Below are 21,350 nucleotides of genomic sequence, written 5' to 3' on the forward strand. Positions count from 1 at the left end.
AATTCAAAACTAATATTTATGAAAACATAAACATGTAATTCTAAAGCTTATTATCGTTCCAACAGAACGATAATGAATTGACTGTGCCAATGATTCCTTTCTAAAGAAAGTTATCATCGTATTGGTCACTCAGTTCATTGAAACCTAAATTGTTTCCGAAGAAACTATTTGGATTATCATCAACGAGTGCCCACACAGATTGATAGGTCTATATTGTTAAAGAGCGTTGCTTTTCGAGAAGTTTTTCTCTCAAAGCGGAGGTGCATTCTAGCGAGATAATTTGAAGAGTCAAACACTTTTTCAAATTTATTTTCTCAGAAGTTTTTCACCTCTCTAACACTGCTGAAGCCTTGTGGCGTCTGCCGTGTCAGTGAGGCGGCATTATAGGGAGATTAATGAAGTGCGCAAGACCTTTTTGATAAAAAATCGAAAAAAATGCGTTTTCGATGAAGAATCCATCAAAAACGAAAAAAGAGGGTTAAAAAACCCTCTTTTTCTTTCATTTATCTCTACTAATTAGATAAATGCATACGCGTCAGCGTACATCTGATCTCGCTTAGCTTGTTTAGATTGAGTAAATTGCTCTCTTGCTGCGCCGGCCATTTCAAAACGACCTGCAATGTAGATATCTACATTCTCTAAACTATTAAAGTCTTCTTCTACCGCTTGAAGCACATTGCCTAACTTACCAGACCAATTTGCATCTGCTTCTTCTACTACAGGAACGAAGTGCACGTTGCTGTGAGCATCTGCAATTTCAACCAACTCTTCTTTAGCATAGAGCTGGCACTCATCTTTCGCGCCCCAATATAGGTGGATCGTGTTATTCAATTTTTGACTGACGCAATGGTCAAGTATAGAACGCACGTAGCTAAATCCAGTTCCGCCAGCTATTAGTAACAGATCGTTAGTACTCTCTTCACGTACCCACGCATCACCATGTGGTGCATCTATTGCGATCTCGCTGCCGTCTTCTAGTGCTTTTTGCATTGCTTCGACGACTTCACTTGCATAAGCATTATGCTCCGCAGCACCGATATGCAGTTCGAGCTCTCCTTCGTGACGGCAAGGGCTACTTGCGATTGAAAATGGGCGTTTGTCTTTCTCCCCCATTTCCACCAGCAGGTATTGACCTGCTTTGAAGCTGACTGGTGTTTCTGGGTGCAACAATATTTGATAGGTGTTGCACGCCAAAGGCTCAATGGACTTTACTTGGCACTTAATTGTCATGGTTTCCTCTTACTCACTTTCGAACGTGAGCAGTAAATCACTTTCGGCGTATGCCTGACATGGGAAGATCCAACCGTGAGCTATTTCTTTTTCCGTAAGCATAGGCTCAAGGTGATAACTGACTTCCCCTTCTAATTTTCTGCACATACACATAGCACATGCACCTACTGTGCAACGATGCGGGAAGCGATAATTATTGTTGAGCGCTGCTTCCAGTATTGTTTGCCCAGTAGAAACTTCAAATACCCATTGCTGAGGCATTATTGTGACAGTTTGAGTCATTCTATTCCTAGTTGATCCCAAATCTCATCAATTTTTGCGACTACCGCAGGATCTTTCTTAATTGGTCGACCCCATTCACGCTGCGTCTCTTCTCTTTCGACTTTATTGGTAGCATCTAGCCCCATTTGGGTCGTTGGAAGATTGGCTTCTTGCTTCATCAGCGTGTCACGAGCTGGGTCCATACGCGTGGTAATTGCCCATATAACATCATTCCAATCTCTGACATTCACATCTTCATCGCAAATGATGATGTATTGTAGGTGGATATGCGCCTCAACAAACTCTTCCCATAGTGCGTTCATCAAGCGGTGACCTTGCCAGGCTTCCGTTTTGTTGATGCTCACAATTGCCATGCTTCTACCGTTTGCGGCTTCAGGCAAATGCAGATCAATCAGCTCTGGATGTTTTTGTTTGAACTGAGACACTAACTTATCGACGACTTCCGCCTCAGGCATGGTTTCTTTCGGTTTTGATGAAACCGACAGTTCGGCTTCCCATTTGATGGTGGAATCCAATCCCATTTTTGACCCAAGTCCAACCACCGGAGAAGCAAAATCCAATGAGTCTATCGGTGTATTTTCTATCATGACAGTGTCGTGAACAGGATCCATCTGCGTTGTCATGGCACGAACCACTTCACTCCAATCACGAGTATTTACACTTTCATCAACTACGATGACAAATTTTGTATACATGAATTGACGAAGGAAGGACCAAACTCCCATCATGACGCGCTTGGCATGTCCTGGGTATTGTTTCTTCATCGACACGACAGCCATTCGGTAAGAACAGCCTTCGGGTGGCAGATAGAAATCCGTAATCTCTGGAAACTGCTTTTGCAAAATAGGTACGAACACTTCGTTCAACGCAACCCCTAATACTGCGGGTTCATCTGGCGGACGACCTGTGTATGTACTGTGGTAGATAGGGTTTTCGCGCATCGTCACATGAGTTACCGTAAAGACGTGGTGTTTCTCCACTTCATTATAGTATCCCGTGTGGTCACCATAAGGACCTTCGTCGGCATATTCATTTGGGTCTATATACCCTTCCAATACAATTTCTGCACTGGCTGGTACTTCAAGCTCGTTACTGACCGATTTTACGACTTCGGTTTTGCTGCCTCGAAGTAAACCAGCAAAAGCATATTCAGATAAAGTATCCGGTACAGGAGTAACAGCGCCAAGAATAGTTGCGGGATCAGCGCCAAATGCAACCGACACGGGGAAAGGTTTACCGGGGTTCGTTTCCATCCAGTCACGTAAATCGAGAGCTCCACCACGATGGGCAAGCCAACGCATGATAACTTTGTTCTTACTCAGCTTTTGTTGACGGTAAATTCCAAGGTTCTGGCGCTTTTTACTTGAACCTTTCGTAACCGTTAGCCCCCAAGTGAGAAGTGGTGCAACGTCTTCAGCCCAACAGCTCATCACTGGGATTTTGTCTAAATCGACTTGCTCACCAGACCAAACAATTTGCTGGCAAGGTGCTTTTCGCAAACGCTTTGCTGGCATATTCAAGACTTGTCGAAAAACTGGGAGTTTGTCTAGGGCGTCTTTGAATCCTTTAGGCGGTTCTGGTTCTTTCAAGTAAGCCAGTAATTTCCCAACTTCTCGTAATTCGGATACGTCACCGCGCCCCATTCCTATTGCCACTCGCTCTGTTGTACCAAACAAGTTCGCTAATACTGGAACATCATAGCCAATCGGGTTTTCAAACAATAAGGCAGGACCACCAGCGCGCAAAGTACGATCGCTGATCTCGGTCATTTCGTAATGTGGGTCAACTGGGTGGGTAATGCGTTTTAATAAGCCTTCATTTTCAAGGTGTTCAATAAAATCGCGTAAATCCTTAAAACTCATAGACCTTTCTTGTAACAGGTTAAATTGCGCGCATTATATCAAAGACAAATGCAATATACTCTCGTTACCGATAAACTCTCGGCAGGGATAGATACGTGAATGGCGGAATCTCAGAGCAATTCTATTTATCTTTTGCTTTCGAGAGCACTTGAAGCAACGATTTGGTATTCAAGCCTCGATGATTTTCAGCCAATTGCTCAACCCATCCCCTGTGTCCATGCTTAACAAGGTTGCGAGCGACAATAGAAGCATCGTTTGACTGTTTGAGCTTCTTAATCAGAAAAGCTTTCACTTCCAACGGAATAGGGTCTAAGCGTGTCAACTCATCCAACGCAGCATCATGCAGTGATGGGTTATCACTCGCAAGCATGAGTTGCTGAAGTGAAAACTCGCTTTTGATTTTAGCCAATCGCTTCAATTCTGACTTACTGTGACTATCCGCTTTCATGCGCCATAGCAACTTATAGACTTCTGGATCTTCGCTAACTTGAGCCATACGAACGACCACTTGGGTCGAAGGAAGCCAATTGGTGATGGGGTTTTGTGTGATTTGCTTTATAAGGTAGTCCAGCGCCTTAGGAGATAAACCGTCTAATTCACGGATCAACAACGCTTCTCTTTCTTTATTTTTTTTACTCACCTCATCCGTTAACCACTGAGACAAAACCAGATCGAGTTGCTCTGCTTTAAGGATAAAGGTCAAAATTTGTTGGTCGCTATGCCAACGCTTCAGTAAGCGGCTGGCGACAGCACTGGAGTCAAATGCGGGAACAGAAAATTCATAGCCGTCGCCTTGCTTACGCACTTTATAAGGCGAAGGGCGACCAATTTGTTTTTGCACAAACTTAGCCATCTTGGATGTGAGAATAATGTTTTGGTCTTCCATATGCTCTAATAGCAGAAAACGCACAACATCTTGCTGAGGCAGACTTAGCCTTTGCAAAGAAAAATCCAAAGAGCTGACTTCATCTTTCAAAACTAATTGATAAAGCTCATCGGCTTTATTCAGAACTTGCTGGTCTAAAACCCACTGCTGAGCTTCCTCATGTGACAGCTCTTTTGCTGACAATGGAGAAAACAATAGAAGTAAAGATATAAACCATGCCAACATCCCTTGTTGCATATTAACATCCTGTTAACGATTTCGTCTATTTTGCAACCATTATGAATGAGACGCAAACAAAAACACCACCTGAGTCGGTGGTGTTTTGTTAAACAATATTAACGTATTTTACTGTCGACGCATCGCGTCGAAGAACTCATCGTTTGTTTTGGTCATTGCCAATTTATCGATAAGGAACTCCATTGCATCTATTTCACCCATTGGGTGAACAATCTTGCGGAGAATCCACATTTTTTGAAGCTCATCAGTTTTCGTTAGAAGCTCTTCACGACGAGTACCACTGCGATTAAAGTCAATTGCAGGGAAAACACGCTTCTCAGCGATCTTACGGTTCAGGTGTAATTCCATGTTACCTGTACCTTTAAATTCTTCGTAGATAACTTCGTCCATCTTAGAACCCGTATCCACTAGCGCTGTAGCGATGATAGTCAGGCTACCACCTTCTTCTACGTTACGTGCTGCACCAAAGAAACGTTTTGGACGGTGCAATGCATTTGCGTCTACACCACCAGTCAGGACTTTACCTGACGAAGGTACTACGGTGTTGTATGCACGTGCTAGACGTGTAATGGAATCCAATAGGATGACTACGTTTTTCTTGTGCTCTACTAAGCGTTTAGCTTTTTCGATAACCATTTCAGCAACCTGAACATGGCGAGAAGCAGGTTCATCAAACGTGGATGCAATCACTTCACCTTTTACTAGGCGTTGCATCTCAGTTACCTCTTCCGGACGCTCATCAATCAGAAGAACCATCAGTTCACATTCTGGGTGATTGTGCGCAATGCTTTGTGCAATGTTCTGAAGAAGCATCGTTTTACCCGCTTTTGGCGGAGCAACGATAAGACCACGTTGACCTTTACCGATTGGTGAGGCTAAATCCAAAACACGTGCAGTGATGTCTTCGGTCGAGCCATTACCGCGCTCCATTACCATACGTTCGTTGGCATGAAGAGGAGTAAGGTTTTCGAAAAGGATCTTGTTGCGAGCGTTGTCTGGTTTGTCGTGGTTGACTGTGTTGACTTTTAGAAGGGCAAAATAGCGTTCACCGTCTTTAGGTGGTCGAATCTTCCCTGCAATGGAGTCACCAGTGCGTAAATTAAATCGACGAATCTGGCTTGGTGATACGTAGATATCGTCTGGACCAGCTAGATAAGAACTGTCGGCACTACGTAAGAAACCAAACCCATCTTGAAGAATTTCCAGAACCCCATCACCAAAGATATCTTCACCACTTTTTGCGTGAGCCTTTAAGATGGAAAATATAATGTCTTGTTTTCTTAAACGCGCTAGGTTTTCTAAACCCAGGCTTTCACCTAGTTTCACGAGCTCAGACACAGGTCTGTTCTTCAGTTCTGTCAGGTTCATAGTAGTGGATACTTGTTTAGTCAAAATAGGATCTGTTGTGTTAGTTAGAGAGATTTGGTCACAGGATCGACCAAGAAATGAACATTTGCTTAATTAGCGTGCGACAAATTAGCACTAAAATCAAGCCTAGTCTAGCCATTAAAAAAAATCAAAACCGTGCATCTAGATGTGGAGCACGGTTTTATGACTAAGTTTGCATTCGCTATTAAATATTAGCGTCTAGAAACTCTTTCAGTTGAGTCTTAGAAAGCGCGCCAACTTTCGTCGCTGCAACACCGCCATCTTTAAATAGAAGTAGTGTTGGAATACCGCGGATACCAAACTTTGGTGGCGTACCCGAGTTTTGATCGATGTTTAGCTTACCGATAGTGAGCTTGCCTTCGTACTCGTCTGCGATCTCGTCCAAAATTGGAGCAATCATTTTACAAGGACCACACCATTCTGCCCAGAAATCTACCAGAACTGGACCTGCAGCTTGGATTACATCTTGTTCAAAACCGTCATCTGTAAGCTGCAAAATCTTGTCACTCATCTTCCACTCCGTTGTGTTTTTCAGGAACTGGTTGGATGATAACCAGTAAATAGATGCCCTATTGGAATGTATTTACTTTCGTAATGCAAGCTTAAGCTGATATTCTATACCCATGAAAAAGACGCATATCACAGAGCAAAAGTTCGCCGATTTGGATTTACACCCCCAAATCATTGAAGGGCTTGAGAAAAAAGGGTTCGAATTTTGTACCCCTATTCAAGCCTTGGCGTTGCCGGTACTGCTCACCGGCCAAGACATTGCAGGCCAGGCCCAAACGGGCACTGGTAAGACCCTCGCGTTTCTTACTGCTACTTTCAACCATTTACTGACAACGCCTGAACACGAAGGTCGCAATCCATCGCAACCACGTGCGATTGTGATGGCACCAACTCGAGAGCTTGCGATTCAGATCCACAACGACGCTAAACCCTTAATGGAGTCAACTGGCGTTAAAATCGCACTGGCTTACGGTGGCGAAAGCTACGACAAGCAATTGGCGACCATTGAACAAGGTGTTGATATTCTTATCGGTACAACTGGTCGTATCATCGATTTCTACAAACAACGCGTTTTCAATCTAAATAACATCCAAGCGGTTGTTCTTGATGAAGCCGATCGTATGTTTGACCTCGGTTTTATTAAAGACATCCGTTTCTTGTTCCGCCGTATGCCTGAGCCGAAAGATAGACTGAACATGCTGTTCTCGGCAACCTTGTCTTACCGCGTACAAGAACTGGCTTTCGAGCACATGCACAACCCAGAGCATGTCGTCGTAGAACCAGAAAGAAAAACCGGTCACCGTATTCAAGAAGAACTTTTCTATCCGTCTAACGAAGACAAGATGAACTTGCTTCAGACGTTGATAGAGGAAGAATGGCCAGATCGCGCCATTGTATTTGCCAACACCAAATACAAGTGCGAAACCATTTGGGGTCACCTAGCCGCTGATGGACACCGCGTAGGTTTGCTAACGGGTGATGTACCACAGAAGAAGCGTGAACGTATTCTAGAGCAATTCACACAAGGTCATGTTGATCTACTGATTGCCACCGATGTTGCCGCGCGTGGATTGCACATTCCTCAAGTGACACACGTCTTTAACTATGACTTGCCGGACGATTGTGAAGATTACGTGCACCGAATTGGCCGTACAGGTCGTGCGGGCGAAAGTGGCCACTCAATTAGCTTTGCATGTGAAGAGTACGCCATCAACCTGACTGCGATCGAGGACTACATCGAGCACCCGATCCCTGTGTCAGATTACGATGCTAGCGCATTACTTGAACATCTACCGGCTCCGCTTCGCTTGCGTCACAAACAAATGCAGCAGCGTCGCACCAACACTGGTGGAAACAAACACGGCGGTAACCGCAAGCGCCATTCGCGCCCAAGAGCACCTCGTCATCAGTCTTAAGGAACACAGCAAATATTTATGAGTCAGTCAGCTACTTCGCCGCTTTACGCTGCTATCGACCTCGGGTCGAACAGTTTTCATATGCTCGTTGTGCGTCATATTGATGGCAGCGTTCAAACCATGGCCAAAATCAAACGCAAAGTGCGTTTGGCCGCTGGGTTAGATAAGGATAATAAACTTAGCACTGAAGCCATGCAGCGAGGGTGGGATTGCCTCAGCTTATTTGCAGAAAGGCTGCAAGATATATCGCCAGAGAACATTCGCATCGTTGGAACCGCGACATTGCGCACCGCAACAAATGTGGATGTTTTCTTAGAAAAGGCGAATGATATTTTAGGCTACGACATCAATGTCATTGCCGGTGAAGAAGAAGCTGCCACTATCTATAAAGGGGTAGCTCATACTTCAGGCGGTCTAGGTCGCCGATTGGTTGTTGATATTGGTGGTGCTAGTACGGAATTGATTATTGGTGAAGGATTTGAAGCAAAAGCACTCACCAGCTTGAAAATGGGTTGTGTAACTTGGCTTGAACAGCATTTTAAAGACCGACAATTAACCATAACCAATTTCAATACCGCTATTGAAGCCGCCAAAAACACCCTAGCACCGATTCTAGAGCAGTATAAAGACATCGGCTGGGATGTATGTGTCGGAGCGAGCGGTACCGTGCAGGCACTTCAAGAAATCATGCTGGCACAAGGCATGGATGAAGTGATCACCCATGCCAAATTAAAACGCCTACAGAAGCAAGCCATGTTGGCGGATCATTTAGAAGAGCTGGATATTGATGGTCTAACACTGGAACGAGCATTGGTATTCCCAAGTGGTCTTTCCATCTTGATCGCGATTTTTGAGCTTCTAGAGATAGAGTCGATGACCCTCGCCGGTGGCGCACTTCGCGAAGGCATGGTGTACGAAATGATGGCAGAAATGCGTCAAGACGACATTCGAGCCAGAACCATTGCCAGCATACAGTCTCGCTACCAACTAGATTCCGAATATGGCGAATTAGTCGCTGATTCAGCAAGCCAGCTCTTCAAGCAATGTGGTGGCGAAGATTGGATTGCTGAACCACAAGCTCACTATCTATTATCTTCTGTTGCGAAGCTTCATGAGGTTGGGCTGACTATCGATTACAAATGCGGTGGAAAGCATAGTGCGTACTTACTACAGCACTTAGACTTACCGGGTTTCACCCGCGCACAGAAACACTTATTGGCTGAACTCGCCAGACGATACAGAGAGCAAGTAAGCTCTTTACCAGAACAGCATGCATTGTCGGGGCAAAGTGCCAAACGAGTACTGAGATTACTCAGGTTAGCCGTATTGCTGACGCACAGGCGATGCTCCGAACTTCAACCAAAAGTCACGTTGAATGCAGAGGGTGACAGGCTCGAGCTGTGTGTAGACAAACAATGGTTGGAGAGCAATCCCCTTACCAAGGCTGAGCTAGAGATTGAATCGAATAGACAATCTGATATGGGGTGGCCGCTTGCAATCAAAGCGTGCTAGTTGAGCTTGTTTCACTAGAACCTATTGGAATATCGAAGCCTCGCATCATGCGAGGCTTTCTTTTTGGTAAACGCAACCTTACTTAATTGCTACGGAAGCCAGTATGCGTCGCTTTCCGGTAAAAGGCTGCCTTGCATGCAAAACGGTGTAGTTATTAACTAACAATACATCCCCTGCTTCCCAACGAAAGTTGACACTGAGTTCGTCCATGGCAGATTTGGTTTTCTCCATAACTTCTGCATCCATTAATGCTCCACTACCGCTGGTCACCGCTTTAGTTGAAACATTTCGGCTATCATTCCAACCGTCAAACACGGCAACAATAGAATTGAAGAATGTTTTTTTCTGCGTTTCTTCGTCAAATCGGATCGCGGGTAAAATAGAGGTTTCTGTTTTCAGTACGCCTTTTTCTCCCCATTGCCAGTTCATTTCATGTTCACGCAACTTCGCTTCGCATTCCTCGCGTGTTTCTACATGAAAAGTTTCTTTCCATGAACGTCCAATAGGAGATGAGTTATCGGTTACCTCTGGCATGTAACGCACATATCGAACACCCTCTTGCTCGATTTTTTCTGCAAACTCAGGGGCAATATCAAAAAAGCGTTGGCATATTTCAGAAGAGTGAAGGATGGACGTCGAACCGCCAGTTTCTGAAGGGATATCGCAATAGAAGAAAATGTACCCTGGTGGGTTGGGCGTTTGTGCCATTTCATGATGAAACGGTATTTTTTCGGTCGCTGGGGCTTCGTTAGCCGTCACAATACGTGATTGTGTGACCTGGACGCGAGGCGCTGCCCCACCAATGTAAGGCATGTTTTCGTAGTCTGATTGATTCAGGAGCTGCTCAAACAAATCCGCATCCTGTACCGGAAATCCTCGTAATAGTATCGCGCCGTGCGTAATCAGTTTTTCGTGAACCGCTTCTTTTACACCAGAAAACCAATTCAACATGGCGGTAGGCTCTAAAGCGACAGCATCATCAGGTGGAAGAATAACCAAAGGAAACGCGCGCCCATTAACGCTTTTTTGCTCCGGTATATTTCCAATATTCAAAGTCATTCTTCTCTCCAACAAATAAATCAATAGTGAATGAATTATCACCACCCTATCACACCCAATAGAAATGTAAATCAATTGTGAATGAATTTACATCCTGATCACGAAATACGATATACGCCATATCGTATTTTCAGAATTAACAGGCTAGATGACTAAGGTCTAGTGACCTGGGTTATAAGAGTGGCTGTATGGGTAGCGATGTCCGCTACACAAGCAAAGGACCTCTCCACTTTATTCAAACCCAATCGAGCTTTCTGTCGAAAAGCGCTTGGTGGAGAGGCAGGAGTATTTCTATTTCAATTCAGCAGCGTAGGTATCGGCAATGGCTTTTTCGGCATTACCCGCTTCTGAGACCAAGAGCTCGTAGTACTTCTTGCCTTGTTTCACGTTCTTAGAGAACCATTGATACACTGGCTGTGCCTTTTCCTTGAATTGATCTTTCTCTGCTTTGCTAGGCACATACAGTTTTCCGCCTGCCTTTGAGAAATCTTGATACGCTTTAATGGATTTGCGCTTAGGTGAGGCAAATGTCGCTTGTTGGAGTGCATAAAACCCATCCACAACAACTTTACGTAGATCTTCTGGCATTTTGCTGAAGTGCTCGTTATTCATAAACCACAATGCCGCCATGTACGCATGGCCATCGAGTGTTACGTACTTCAACCCTGCTTCTGGGAATTTCATGCCCATAATGTCGGTAATACCGTTCTTAGACCCTTCCACAACGCCCGTTTGGAAAGATGTATAAAGCTCTGGCCATGGAATTGGCGTAGGGCTTGCTCCCAGAGATTTCACCAACTCCTGAGGTAAATCAGCCACAACGGTACGAATCTTTAATCCTTTAATGTCATCTGGGGATTTCACCGTGCGCTTTGTATTCGCAAAGTTACGCCACCCGCCCGTATTACCGATGGTCATCAAGCGGACTTTGTTGCCTGAATCTTTCAAAATATCGCTGCGCATTTCCTGCACAAACTGACCGCTTAGCACTTCTTCAGCAACTCGGTCGCTTGATAGGATGTAAGGCAAGTCGAGCACTTGCACGTAAGGGAACATATTTGCGGTACCACCCGATGTGGACACATAAATATCGATAGAGCCATCTTCCAGTGCTTGTACACATTCAGTGCCGTTGCCACATAATTGAGTGCCAATGAATAAGTCCACCGAGATCTTTCCATTAGAGCGCGATTCCACAAAATCTTTGAACACGACCAAACCATCATAGTCTTCATCGTTTTCATTTGAGTTGGCTACGGCTCTTAATCGAAAATCTGCAGCCTGAGCAGCAGTTATCGACGACGCAAGAACCAGAGCAGCAAGACTGTTCACCATCGCTTTAGCAAATTTCATAATTTCTTATCCTTTTGAATGTTTCGCTTTCCTGTTTTACGTGTTGCGCACTGGGCTTATTGTTATCGCTTTCCTCAGCAGCAGCACTTTCAGACCTTACGGTCAAACATTAAGGTCACCCATCAGGCTGACCTCAAATTCATTGAACTAATCCCAGCCATTTTGGAATGGTCATGGAAACGGATGGGAAAAAGGTAATGATAAAAATCACCAAAACTTCGACTGCCAAGAACGGAAGTATCCCCTTGGCAATAGATTCCACCCTTTCCCCCGACACACTCGAAGCCACAAACAACACCAGCCCCATAGGTGGTGTGGCTAACCCAACGGTTAAGTTCACACTCATAATGATCGCAAAGTGCACAGGGTCTATTCCGATAGAAATAAAGATAGGAGCGAGAATAGGACCGAGAATGATGATGGCAGGACCGGCATCTAAAAACATACCCACAACAAACAACAAGATGTTAATGGCAAACAGTAAAATCAGTGGGTTATCACTGATGGCCAAAACCCATCCAGCCAAATCTTCTGCCGCGTGAGACAAGCTCACCACCGTCTTGAATGCCAATGCAGAGCCTACGAGAAGAAGAACCACGGCTGAAGACGACGCTGAGCGAGCAAATATCTCGGGTAGGTCTCTTAGGTTTATGGTTTTGAGCATGAAAAGGCTCAGGAATAACGCATAACCCACTGCAATAGCAGACGCTTCCGTGGGGGTAAAGATTCCTCCCACAATCCCACCCAAAATAATCACGGGGGTCATTAGCGGTAGAATCGCGGCGCGAGTTGCTTGCCCACGCTCTGGCCACGTTGACTTTTGGCTCGCTATGGGGAAGTTGTGCTTTTTCGCTAATAATGTTGTGACTCCCATCAACGCCAAACCAATCAACACGCCGGGGACCACACCTGCCGCAAACAAGGCAGCAACCGACACTTCCATGGTGTAGGCATAGATGATCATGATGCCAGACGGCGGAATAATAGGCCCAATCACAGAGCTGGCTGCGGTAATCGCTGCCGCAAAGCGCCGCGAGTAACCATTCTTCTCCATCGCGGGTATCAGCATAGAGCCCAAGGCAGAAGTATCGGCTACTGCAGATCCAGATAGCCCAGCGAAAAGCATGCTCGACATAATATTTACGTGCGCCAATCCACCTCTCACGTGCCCAATAAAAGCTTGAGAGAAGTTAACCAGTTGAAGAGTAATGCCTCCACGGTTCATCAATTCGCCCGCCAACATAAAAAATGGAATAGCCATCAAAGGGAATGAATCAATACCGTTGTAAATATTTCGAAATAGCAGGGGCAAGTCGCGGTCCATATCCAACGCAAGCATCATTGCGCCAGGAGCAAACAGTGTTGCAAAGAAAACAGGTAGCCCAATTAAGAGAAGAACCAAAAATAAAGGTAAAAAGAGAACGAGCATCACTTACCCCCTCGCCGCTTCAGTGTCGGGCGATGAAACGCTAACACCTAAAATATTTTTAAGAATAAGCTCCACGTTCACCATTAACATGGTAATGAAGCACACGGGCATAGCGAGGTAAATCCAAGCGCGAGATAATTGAAAAGAAGCGGCACGAGTACGAAACCCACGCTCAAAAAATTCTAAGCCAAGACTGGATAGTTGGAACAGCACCAGCGCAGAAAGAACCAGCAATGTGAGCTTAAGTAGCTGTGCGACCTTACCGGGTATAAAGTCGTGTAGCATTTCTATCGCAACAAACCCACCGGTTCGATAAGCACCAGCGGCAACAAATGCCATCATCCATATCATCAATGCCCTCGCCACTTCCTCCGGCCAAGGTAATGCGTTCGACAGTATGTAACGACAAAATACCTGCAATAGAATAGTAGCAACCATTGCAAACACTAGAACCCAAGCGATTTGACGACCCGCCCAAATCATGCGGTTGTTGACAGCTTCCAGAAGCCGCAAGCTTCCATGCAACACCTTCTTCATTAACCCTCTCCAGCGATAATCCGTTATCAGCTTTTACTGTAACGTGGGTGACATTCGGAAAAAGAAGAGGTTAAGAATACGAAAATGGTTGAACATCACATATTTCACCACAAAGGCTCTATCAGGTTAAAATCGCTTTAACCTCTGGCATTTAGCTTCCCAGTCCGAATAAAATCACTTTCATTCACAATTCATTTATTTTTTTAGTTTGCAAGATTACCCTAACAGTGTATTCTCAACATGTAAATCAAATGTAAATGAATTGATGCAAAAATGAGTATCTGTTTTAATTCAAACTAGTTACAAACTGCGGAAAATTCGAGAAAATAATGGCTATTGATTTTCAGTCCAATACAGGACAGAGCAAGCAAAAGAAGCGCCCAAAGTACGTTCAGGTCAGTGAATTACTGATTCGTGAAATCAATGCTGGTCATTGGAGAGCGGGCGAAAGGCTGCCAGTAGAAGCGGAATTGGCGGTAGAGTTGAAGGTGGCAGTTGGCACTCTGAGAAAAGCGCTAGCTCTACTGGAACAAGACGGTCTACTGGAACGTCGCCAAGGCAGCGGCACGTATGTCAAAAGCCCACCAAAAGAAGCCATTTACCAACTATTTCGCTTGGAGCTTCTTGAAGGTGGCGGGACACCACATGCCAACACGCTAACGGTGCGAAAAGAGCAAAACCCCGATGTCGCTGAACACTTTGAGGCAACAAAAGATAGCTACTTTTGGCGAATAGAACGTCAACGATTTCTCAATAATACGGTCATAGCGGCAGAAGAAATGTGGATCCGTGCTGAACACTGCGATTCCCTTAGCCCAGAAGAGTTAGATGAATCTCTTTATCGACATTACCGTGAACATTTCAATTTTTGGATAAGTCGTGTGGAAGACCGCATTAGTGTTAAACAAGCGGATCAATGGGCAACCGATATTTTAGGTATTCCCACGAACACAATGATCGGCTGGATTGAGCGTATCAGTTGGTCAGATGATGAAAAGGTTGAAGAGTATTCCAGAACTTGGTTTAACCCTGAAACCTGTCACTACGTTTCACGCATGTCTTAAGGGCTCTCGATGCTCTTGAGGCAAAGCCTCAAAAGTCAAAAGGAGTTGATATGGCAATTCGATACGCCATCATTGGATGCGGTATGATGGGACAAGAGCACATTCGGAATATTCTATTATTGCCTGATGCCAGTATTACCGCTGTTTTTGAACCTGACGAGCAGATGAAAACAGCCATTCATGCACTGGACAGCTCTATTGAATTCGAGTCATCGACCGAATCGCTGCTTGAACGTCAGGATATCGACGCCATATTGATCGCCAGCCCTAACCATTGCCATGCCGATCAATTACTCCAAGTAATCAAACACACTCGTTTACCCATATTGGTTGAAAAACCTATCGTCACATCACTAGAGCAAGCGCACCAAATTCGTTTAGCGGTAGCGAAACACACGGCTCCGCTTTGGGTTGCAATGGAATATCGCTACATGCCACCTATTAGTAAGCTTCTCGAACTCATCAATAACGACCAAGCTGGGCGCGTAAGCCAGCTGAGTATCCGTGAGCATCGCTTTCCCTTTTTAGAAAAAGTGGGCGATTGGAATCGCTTTAACCGGAATACGGGGGGGACATTGGTTGAAAAGTGCTGCCACTTTTTCGATTTAATGCGTCTGCAAACGCAAAGTGAAGCGGTTCGCGTCTATGCTTCTGGTAGCCAACACCACAACCATATTGATGAACAGTATCGCGGTGAAACACCCGATATCCTCGACAATGCGTATGTCATTGTCGATTTTGCTAATGGTCAGCGTGCCATGTTGGAACTCTGTATGTTTGCCGAAGGCTCACGTTATCAAGAAGAGATTTCCGTAGTAGGACACCAAGGGAAAGTAGAAGCTTTTGTGCCCGGTCCGACCCGTTTTTGGAATACAGAACTTGGCGATCCACCTACCCCTAAAGTTGTGATTTCGCCAAGAACACCGTCAGGTCCTGAAGAAATCGATATCCCTGTCGACCCAGAACTACTTGAAGCTGGCGACCACAATGGGTCAACGTTCTATCAGCATCAAAAATTCCACCAAGCGGTCACGGAAAATGGAAAGATAGAAGTCACGGTGGAAGACGGGCTGAAAGCTGTCGTGATTGGTTTAGCTGCGCAAGCGTCTATTGAACAGGGAAAAGCCATCCATATTTTGGATGATGGCTGGTCTTTTTAGGTAAACCACCGACCAAACCAACACAAAATAACCATCAGAAACAGTAAACAGCCCAATTCACGCCTTAGAAAATGAATTGCGAGAAAAAGAACGAAAAGCTCAATCATCGATATTTCTGCCTTTTGAATTCACAAAAAATAGAGGCTATCGAAAATTAAGGCGTTGGAAATCTTGAACAGCTAAACATAGCTTGCTGATTGTTCATCTCTTAGATACGAAAAAGGAGCCTTTCGGCTCCTTTTCCATTTTGTTTACGCTTGCTGTGCTCTTAAGTTTGGTTTTGCCAAGGTGAGTTTTTTCACCAAATAATTAAGTAACACACCGTACATAGGTACAAACAGACCTAAACTTATCACCAGCTTAAAGCCGTAATCCACCAGCGCTATTTCCGTCCAATGCTCTGCCATAAAAGGATCGCTGCTTTGATAAAAAGCGATAGAGAAAAACGCGAGTGTATCTAAAGCATTACCGATAAGTGTCGAACAAGTTGGTGCAACCCACCAAGCTTTCATTTGACGTAGGCGGTTGAACACATGCACATCTAAAATCTGACCTAGCATGTATGCCATAAAACTCGCGATGGCGATTCTAGCTACAAACAGATTAAACTCGGAAAGCTGCCCAAAACCTTGGAATTGACCTTCAAAGAAGACGACAGATAACAGGTAGGACACCGCTAGTGCAGGCAACATAACAAGGAAAATGATTTTCCGAGCCAACGCAGCCCCAAAAATTCGTACGGTCAAATCGGTTGCTAGGAAGATAAACGGAAACGTAAACGCGCCCCAAGTGGTATGAAAACCGAATATGGTAAAGGGTAGCTGAACCAAATAGTTGCTAGATGCAATGATGATCAGATGGAATAGAACCAAAAAGAAAAGGGCGTTGCGCTGCTGCGCAGGAGTAAAGTGACTCATATTGTACCTTTTTCGTTTTATTTGGGGGTGAGGGAACCCAAATCGAAGCAAAATGCTTCATGACTGTGAATTAAGGATGGGGATTATACTGCAACTTGAAGGCGGTGCAATAGATGATTTATTAGGCAATCGTTTAACTTCAATAAACCTGAAAGTCGGTTTAAATCGAGTGTTTCATGTGAAACATTCAATACCTATGCTCCCCTACGCTGTCTCAAATAGAATGGTAGGAAACGTTGCACTAAAGAATATTGAAGCCTTTTTGGAATAGACCAGCAAGGTAATCGAGGTCTTCACTGTTGTCTTCCTTAGAAAGTACTTCCAACCACAATGATTCACTGTAATGCTCTGCTCTTAAAAACAGTTGGCACCCTTCAAAATCGATGAGCCATGAATGAATATCGGCATCCGATTGCTTTTCAAGCACATCGGCAGACAGGGTTTTTACTAGCACCTCGCCAAGTTCAGGAAAAGAATCATAATCGAATCGCGGTGCTCGGATAATGATTCGACCCTGCTCTTTCTGATACTCCACCAAACCGTAATCTGTATTCATGTCATTAGTCACTTCTTGTTTACCTGCGAGAACCTTGTTTTACATCCACTTGATGTTCGCTATTACTTTTATTAGCTACCGTTAGTCAGATGTTCTTGAATCAAATCCAAAAATGGATCGGCGTACTTCTCCAGTTTTCTTTGACCAACACCATTCACCGCCAGCATTTCACCATAAGAAGTTGGCAGAATATCCGCCATGTCTATTAAGGTGGCATCACTGAAAACAACGTATGGTGGTAAACCGTCTTCGTCAGCAATGGACTTACGCAGCTTGCGTAGTTTGGCAAACAACTTTTTATCGTAATGCTTGTTCACCATCTTGTCTGATTTCGCTGTACGAGCTGCCGTATCCAGCCTTGGCACCGCGAGCTCTAGCGATTGTTCACCACGTAGAACGGGACGAGCCTCTTCGGTAAGCTGCAATGTTGAGTTACGGGTAATGTTTTGAGTAAGTAACCCTTTGTGAATAAGCTGCCTAATGATACTCACCCAGTAGTCGTGGCTGTGTTCACGTCCTATCCCATACGTCGAAAGCTTATCGTGACCATTTTCGCGTACACGAATGTTTTGCATACCGCGCAGCACTTCAACCACGTACCCCATACCAAAACCTTGATTAACACGATATACGCAAGATAGGGCTTTCTGCGCCGATTCAATGCCATCAAAATGTTTAGGTGGATCAAGGCATATATCACAGTTACCACATGGCTTTTCGCTGTATTCACCAAAATAGTTAAGCAATACCTGACGGCGGCATGTTTGCGCTTCAGCAAACGCGCTCATGGCATTGAGCTTGTGAGATTCAACCTGCTTCTGAGGACCGTCGTCTTTCTCATCCAACATTCGACGTAACCAGTTAATATCAGCTGGGTCGTAAAGCATCATCGCTTCCGCGGGTAATCCATCCCGCCCTGCCCGACCGGTTTCCTGATAATAGGATTCGATGTTTCTCGGAATATCAAAGTGCAGAACAAAGCGAACATTGGGTTTATTGATGCCCATTCCGAATGCCACGGTTGCGACAACGACCTGAATGTCATCTTTTTGGAATGCGTCTTGTACGTAGGCGCGCTCATCAGCATCCATGCCCGCATGATAACCAGCAGCACGAATGTGATTGTTGCACAGCTTTTCCGTCAGCATTTCGACTTTCTTCCGGCTACCGCAATAGATAACCCCACACTGGCCTTGCTGTGTGGCAAGGAAGCGAATGACTTGCGAGACGGGTTTGTGTTTTTCGGTCAATGTATAGCGAATATTAGGTCGGTCAAAGCTGCCTAGGTATTCGAGTGGCTCGTCAAGTTGAAGCCGAGAAATGATGTCTTTGCGGGTGGCTTCGTCCGCTGTCGCCGTCAGAGCCATGATCGGCGCATAAGGAAAACGCTGCTTGAGTTCCCCTAACGCAGCGTACTCTCGGCGGAAATCGTGTCCCCACTGGGAAATACAGTGCGCTTCATCGACCGCAATCATCGACAGCTTTAAATGTTCCAGCCTTTCTAGAAAATCCCTAGTTAGGACACGCTCTGGTGAGACATACACTAGCTTCAACTGACCAGAGTTCATTCGGTTATACACGCTGATCAGCGTATCGCGCTCCATAGAGGAATTAATACACTCGGCCGCGACACCGTTGGCTTTTAGTTGGTCGACTTGATCTTTCATCAGGGAAATCAAAGGCGACACCACCAGCGTCACCCCTTCTTTTACCAATGCAGGGATCTGGTAACACAGAGATTTTCCGCCACCCGTTGGCATGATCACCAAACTGTCTTTGCCATCGAGTACTGAATCAATGACTTCTTCCTGCCCAACTCTGAATGACTGGTAACCGAAAACATCATTCAATACCTTGATGGCACTGTTAGTTTCTGGATCTATCGGCTGAGCTAGAGCGGAGTCGGACATTCGGTTCTCTGAGGGACAATTGGATTGCGGCAAAGCGTCATATTGTAGAGCGCTTTAACGGTTAATTAAACTTAAATTAACCTTTGCTGGAGATAATTCCGTGCACAGAAAATATCCCTAAAGGACAATTAAATTGCTAGGGCATTAACAAGGCTATCGATATACTGTGTTTTTCCTCTAAATGTAACGTTCTGTTACGAAAACGTGAAAGATAAGAATGACGGAAGAGCAACAAAGATCACGCCAAGGCGGCATATTAGCTGTACTTGCCTATACCATGTGGGGCATCGCACCTATCTACTTTAAAGCACTCAATAATGTCCCTGCCCTGGAAATCCTAAGCCACAGGGTAATTTGGTCGTTTGTGTTTTTAGCGATATTGCTGCACATAGGAAGAAGTTGGCATTCTGTCGTCACTGTTATTAAAAATAAAAAGCGTTTGGGTTTACTTGCCCTGACTGGGGTTCTGGTAGGTGTTAACTGGTTAATTTTTATCTGGGCGGTCAATGCGGATCACATGCTGGATGCCAGTTTAGGGTATTACATTAACCCTCTTCTTAACGTTCTTATGGGAATGATTTTTCTTGGAGAGCGCCTAAGAAAGCTACAATGGTTTGCCGTCTCACTCGCCACAATTGGTGTGATCGTACAGCTCGTGGTTTTTGGTTCTGTTCCCATCGTCGCCATTGCACTTGCCTTTAGTTTTGGTTTTTACGGCTTACTTAGAAAGAAAATCAATATGGAAGCGCAAACTGGTCTGTTTATTGAAACCATGGTGATGCTTCCTGCCGCCGCTATCTATGTCCTCTTCATTGCAGACAGTGCAACGTCAGATTTGAGCAGCAACACATTAACACTAAACCTTCTGCTGTTGGCTGCCGGGATAGTCACCACGCTTCCCCTTCTATGCTTTACGGGAGCAGCGACGCGCATCAAACTCTCGACACTGGGCTTTTTTCAATACATTGGTCCAAGCTTAATGTTCCTTCTAGCCGTATTGGTATACGGAGAAGCATTTACACTCGATAAAGCCGTAACCTTTGGCTTTATATGGAGTGCTTTGGTGGTATTCAGTTTCGACGGAATTCGAAACGGTCGGAAAAAACACTAACTGTTCGTTTTTTACAAGACAACAATACGCTGGTTATGCTTTAGTGTAGATAAAGCAACCAGCTGTTTTGTATTCTATTGAACCGACTTAAGTGATGGACAACGTTAAATACTCTCTATCTAGCGATCCCAGTATCCAACTGATAGACGCCGATTATAAAAAGTTTGCCTTTTCTCGCCATTACCACCTCGACTTTCATATCGGGTTGATTCAGCGTGGCGTTCAAAACTTCAACCATTCAGGTAGCCGTCATCAAGTTGGTCAAGGGCAGATTATTGTCATGCCTCCAGATGAAATGCATGACGGTCATTCAGAGTTGCAGAGTGGCTATCAAGTGAAAGTGTTTTCGGTAAAACCAGAATGGTTTACAGATCAACTGGATCTGGGCAATAAACAAGCAATGACACACTTTACTCAGTTTACTCAGTTGATCATTAGCGATCCTGCACTTTTCCACCAATTATCCTGCCTTCACACACAACTTATGCACAATAGGGTTTGCCAACTTGCGCAGGATTGTTTGCCTTTCGAAGGTTTCGACAGCATGTTGGATCGATATGGAAGCCTAAAGCCAGGAGTTGCTTTACCTTTAGGTAAAACAACGATTCAATCTCTGCGTGAATACTTAATGGGGAACCTTGATCAGCCCATACGATTAAAGGCTTTGGCCGATATGTGTGATCTAACACCTTCTCAATTCCAGCGCCATTTCAAAGCCAGTATGGGGATAACACCTTACGCTTGGTTAATGAGATTGAGAATGGAACAAGCACTTAGCCTACTGTTGCATGGGGTTAATAGTATCAATGTCGCCATACAAGTTGGGTTTTACGATCAAGCCCACTTCGTTAAAGCCTTTAAAACCACCTATGGCACGACACCCAGTCAAGTTCAGTGTCACTAATTTACAAGACCTCTTGGTATCTATTAA

The 21,350-nt window shown here is 44.8% G+C and carries 19 protein-coding genes; 6 read left to right on the forward strand and 13 right to left on the reverse strand.

Annotated elements, in window-relative coordinates:
- Positions 1 to 516 precede the first annotated feature (516 nt).
- The 6 genes from fre to trxA all read right to left on the reverse strand — a co-directional run bounded on the left by fre (position 517) and on the right by trxA (position 6,397).
- Positions 517 to 1,230 carry an NAD(P)H-flavin reductase gene (gene fre, locus CW749_RS07445; RefSeq protein WP_101111404.1) on the reverse strand — a complete coding sequence of 238 codons (714 nt, stop codon included), beginning with the start codon at positions 1,228 to 1,230 and terminating at the stop codon, positions 517 to 519.
- Between the two features lie 9 nt (positions 1,231 to 1,239).
- Positions 1,240 to 1,512 carry a 2Fe-2S iron-sulfur cluster-binding protein gene (locus tag CW749_RS07450; RefSeq protein WP_004399134.1) on the reverse strand — a complete coding sequence of 91 codons (273 nt, stop codon included), beginning with the start codon at positions 1,510 to 1,512 and terminating at the stop codon, positions 1,240 to 1,242.
- A complete protein-coding gene (gene ubiD / locus CW749_RS07455) occupies positions 1,509 to 3,374 on the reverse strand; it encodes a 4-hydroxy-3-polyprenylbenzoate decarboxylase (RefSeq protein ID WP_101111405.1) in 1,866 nt (621 codons plus the stop codon). The genes CW749_RS07450 and ubiD overlap by 4 nt, the downstream gene beginning before the upstream one ends.
- Positions 3,375 to 3,495: 121 nt before the next feature.
- Positions 3,496 to 4,497, reverse strand: a complete 1,002-nt coding sequence (locus CW749_RS07460; protein WP_101111406.1) for a hypothetical protein — start codon at positions 4,495 to 4,497, stop codon at positions 3,496 to 3,498.
- Positions 4,498 to 4,605: 108 nt separating this feature from the next.
- Positions 4,606 to 5,865 carry a transcription termination factor Rho gene (gene rho / locus CW749_RS07465; protein ID WP_101111407.1) on the reverse strand — a complete coding sequence of 420 codons (1,260 nt, stop codon included), beginning with the start codon at positions 5,863 to 5,865 and terminating at the stop codon, positions 4,606 to 4,608.
- Between the two features lie 205 nt (positions 5,866 to 6,070).
- Positions 6,071 to 6,397, reverse strand: a complete 327-nt coding sequence (gene trxA / locus CW749_RS07470; protein WP_101111408.1) for a thioredoxin TrxA — start codon at positions 6,395 to 6,397, stop codon at positions 6,071 to 6,073.
- A gap of 112 nt (positions 6,398 to 6,509) precedes the next feature.
- Here trxA and rhlB point away from each other — a divergent pair, with 112 nt between their 5' ends.
- Entirely contained in the window at positions 6,510 to 7,811 is a 1,302-nt protein-coding gene (gene rhlB, locus CW749_RS07475) for an ATP-dependent RNA helicase RhlB (protein ID WP_101111409.1), read from the forward strand.
- Between the two features lie 18 nt (positions 7,812 to 7,829).
- Positions 7,830 to 9,323, forward strand: coding sequence for a guanosine-5'-triphosphate,3'-diphosphate diphosphatase (gene gppA / locus CW749_RS07480; RefSeq protein WP_101111410.1), 1,494 nt, complete (start codon positions 7,830 to 7,832; stop codon positions 9,321 to 9,323).
- Positions 9,324 to 9,401: 78 nt separating this feature from the next.
- Here gppA and CW749_RS07485 read toward each other — a convergent pair whose 3' ends face one another.
- The 4 genes from CW749_RS07485 to CW749_RS07500 all read right to left on the reverse strand — a co-directional run bounded on the left by CW749_RS07485 (position 9,402) and on the right by CW749_RS07500 (position 13,701).
- A complete protein-coding gene (locus tag CW749_RS07485; protein WP_101111411.1) occupies positions 9,402 to 10,382 on the reverse strand; it encodes a TauD/TfdA family dioxygenase in 981 nt (326 codons plus the stop codon).
- A gap of 291 nt (positions 10,383 to 10,673) precedes the next feature.
- Positions 10,674 to 11,735: a TRAP transporter substrate-binding protein DctP gene (gene dctP, locus CW749_RS07490; protein WP_101111412.1), complete on the reverse strand. Its 1,062-nt coding sequence runs from the start codon at positions 11,733 to 11,735 to the stop codon at positions 10,674 to 10,676.
- A gap of 139 nt (positions 11,736 to 11,874) precedes the next feature.
- Complete coding sequence (locus CW749_RS07495) at positions 11,875 to 13,164, reverse strand: TRAP transporter large permease (protein WP_101111413.1); 1,290 nt, start codon at positions 13,162 to 13,164, stop codon at positions 11,875 to 11,877.
- 3 nt (positions 13,165 to 13,167) lie between these two features.
- Positions 13,168 to 13,701, reverse strand: a complete 534-nt coding sequence (locus tag CW749_RS07500; protein WP_101111414.1) for a TRAP transporter small permease subunit — start codon at positions 13,699 to 13,701, stop codon at positions 13,168 to 13,170.
- Between the two features lie 329 nt (positions 13,702 to 14,030).
- Between CW749_RS07500 and CW749_RS07505 the strand changes: the two genes are divergently transcribed.
- On the forward strand, positions 14,031 to 14,765 hold the full coding sequence (locus tag CW749_RS07505) for a GntR family transcriptional regulator (RefSeq protein WP_101111415.1): 735 nt from the start codon (positions 14,031 to 14,033) through the stop codon (positions 14,763 to 14,765).
- 50 nt (positions 14,766 to 14,815) lie between these two features.
- Positions 14,816 to 15,925 (forward strand): Gfo/Idh/MocA family oxidoreductase, encoded by a 1,110-nt coding sequence (locus CW749_RS07510; RefSeq protein WP_101111416.1) that lies wholly within the window; start codon positions 14,816 to 14,818, stop codon positions 15,923 to 15,925.
- Between the two features lie 251 nt (positions 15,926 to 16,176).
- Here the strand turns inward: CW749_RS07510 and CW749_RS07515 are convergent, their stop codons facing one another.
- The 3 genes from CW749_RS07515 to recQ form a co-directional block, all read right to left on the reverse strand.
- Positions 16,177 to 16,842 (reverse strand): 7-cyano-7-deazaguanine/7-aminomethyl-7-deazaguanine transporter, encoded by a 666-nt coding sequence (locus CW749_RS07515; protein ID WP_101111417.1) that lies wholly within the window; start codon positions 16,840 to 16,842, stop codon positions 16,177 to 16,179.
- A gap of 241 nt (positions 16,843 to 17,083) precedes the next feature.
- Positions 17,084 to 17,398 carry a DUF3630 family protein gene (locus tag CW749_RS07525; protein WP_101111419.1) on the reverse strand — a complete coding sequence of 105 codons (315 nt, stop codon included), beginning with the start codon at positions 17,396 to 17,398 and terminating at the stop codon, positions 17,084 to 17,086.
- Between the two features lie 71 nt (positions 17,399 to 17,469).
- Positions 17,470 to 19,308 carry an ATP-dependent DNA helicase RecQ gene (gene recQ, locus CW749_RS07530; protein ID WP_101111420.1) on the reverse strand — a complete coding sequence of 613 codons (1,839 nt, stop codon included), beginning with the start codon at positions 19,306 to 19,308 and terminating at the stop codon, positions 17,470 to 17,472.
- A gap of 217 nt (positions 19,309 to 19,525) precedes the next feature.
- On the opposite strand from recQ, the gene rarD reads away from it, so the two are divergent.
- Both rarD and CW749_RS07540 read left to right on the forward strand, forming a co-directional pair.
- On the forward strand, positions 19,526 to 20,419 hold the full coding sequence (rarD, locus tag CW749_RS07535; RefSeq protein ID WP_101111421.1) for an EamA family transporter RarD: 894 nt from the start codon (positions 19,526 to 19,528) through the stop codon (positions 20,417 to 20,419).
- A gap of 94 nt (positions 20,420 to 20,513) precedes the next feature.
- Entirely contained in the window at positions 20,514 to 21,323 is an 810-nt protein-coding gene (locus CW749_RS07540) for an AraC family transcriptional regulator (protein WP_101111422.1), read from the forward strand.
- The last annotated feature ends 27 nt before the right edge of the window (positions 21,324 to 21,350 follow it).

Source organism: Vibrio sp. vnigr-6D03, assembly GCF_002835515.1.
GTDB classification, from domain to species: Bacteria; Pseudomonadota; Gammaproteobacteria; order Enterobacterales; family Vibrionaceae; genus Vibrio; species Vibrio penaeicida.

Bases quoted from the DNA above. Each gene is read 5' to 3' on its own strand.
- fre (WP_101111404.1), bottom strand. From the start codon at position 1,230: ATGACAATTAAGTGCCAAGTAAAGTCCATTGAGCCTTTGGCGTGCAAC.
- CW749_RS07450 (WP_004399134.1), bottom strand. From the start codon at position 1,512: ATGACTCAAACTGTCACAATAATGCCTCAGCAATGGGTATTTGAAGTT.
- ubiD (WP_101111405.1), bottom strand. From the start codon at position 3,374: ATGAGTTTTAAGGATTTACGCGATTTTATTGAACACCTTGAAAATGAA.
- CW749_RS07460 (WP_101111406.1), bottom strand. From the start codon at position 4,497: ATGCAACAAGGGATGTTGGCATGGTTTATATCTTTACTTCTATTGTTT.
- rho (WP_101111407.1), bottom strand. From the start codon at position 5,865: ATGAACCTGACAGAACTGAAGAACAGACCTGTGTCTGAGCTCGTGAAA.
- trxA (WP_101111408.1), bottom strand. From the start codon at position 6,397: ATGAGTGACAAGATTTTGCAGCTTACAGATGACGGTTTTGAACAAGAT.
- rhlB (WP_101111409.1), top strand. From the start codon at position 6,510: ATGAAAAAGACGCATATCACAGAGCAAAAGTTCGCCGATTTGGATTTA.
- gppA (WP_101111410.1), top strand. From the start codon at position 7,830: ATGAGTCAGTCAGCTACTTCGCCGCTTTACGCTGCTATCGACCTCGGG.
- CW749_RS07485 (WP_101111411.1), bottom strand. From the start codon at position 10,382: ATGACTTTGAATATTGGAAATATACCGGAGCAAAAAAGCGTTAATGGG.
- dctP (WP_101111412.1), bottom strand. From the start codon at position 11,735: ATGAAATTTGCTAAAGCGATGGTGAACAGTCTTGCTGCTCTGGTTCTT.
- CW749_RS07495 (WP_101111413.1), bottom strand. From the start codon at position 13,164: ATGCTCGTTCTCTTTTTACCTTTATTTTTGGTTCTTCTCTTAATTGGG.
- CW749_RS07500 (WP_101111414.1), bottom strand. From the start codon at position 13,701: ATGAAGAAGGTGTTGCATGGAAGCTTGCGGCTTCTGGAAGCTGTCAAC.
- CW749_RS07505 (WP_101111415.1), top strand. From the start codon at position 14,031: ATGGCTATTGATTTTCAGTCCAATACAGGACAGAGCAAGCAAAAGAAG.
- CW749_RS07510 (WP_101111416.1), top strand. From the start codon at position 14,816: ATGGCAATTCGATACGCCATCATTGGATGCGGTATGATGGGACAAGAG.
- CW749_RS07515 (WP_101111417.1), bottom strand. From the start codon at position 16,842: ATGAGTCACTTTACTCCTGCGCAGCAGCGCAACGCCCTTTTCTTTTTG.
- CW749_RS07525 (WP_101111419.1), bottom strand. From the start codon at position 17,398: ATGAATACAGATTACGGTTTGGTGGAGTATCAGAAAGAGCAGGGTCGA.
- recQ (WP_101111420.1), bottom strand. From the start codon at position 19,308: ATGTCCGACTCCGCTCTAGCTCAGCCGATAGATCCAGAAACTAACAGT.
- rarD (WP_101111421.1), top strand. From the start codon at position 19,526: ATGACGGAAGAGCAACAAAGATCACGCCAAGGCGGCATATTAGCTGTA.
- CW749_RS07540 (WP_101111422.1), top strand. From the start codon at position 20,514: ATGGACAACGTTAAATACTCTCTATCTAGCGATCCCAGTATCCAACTG.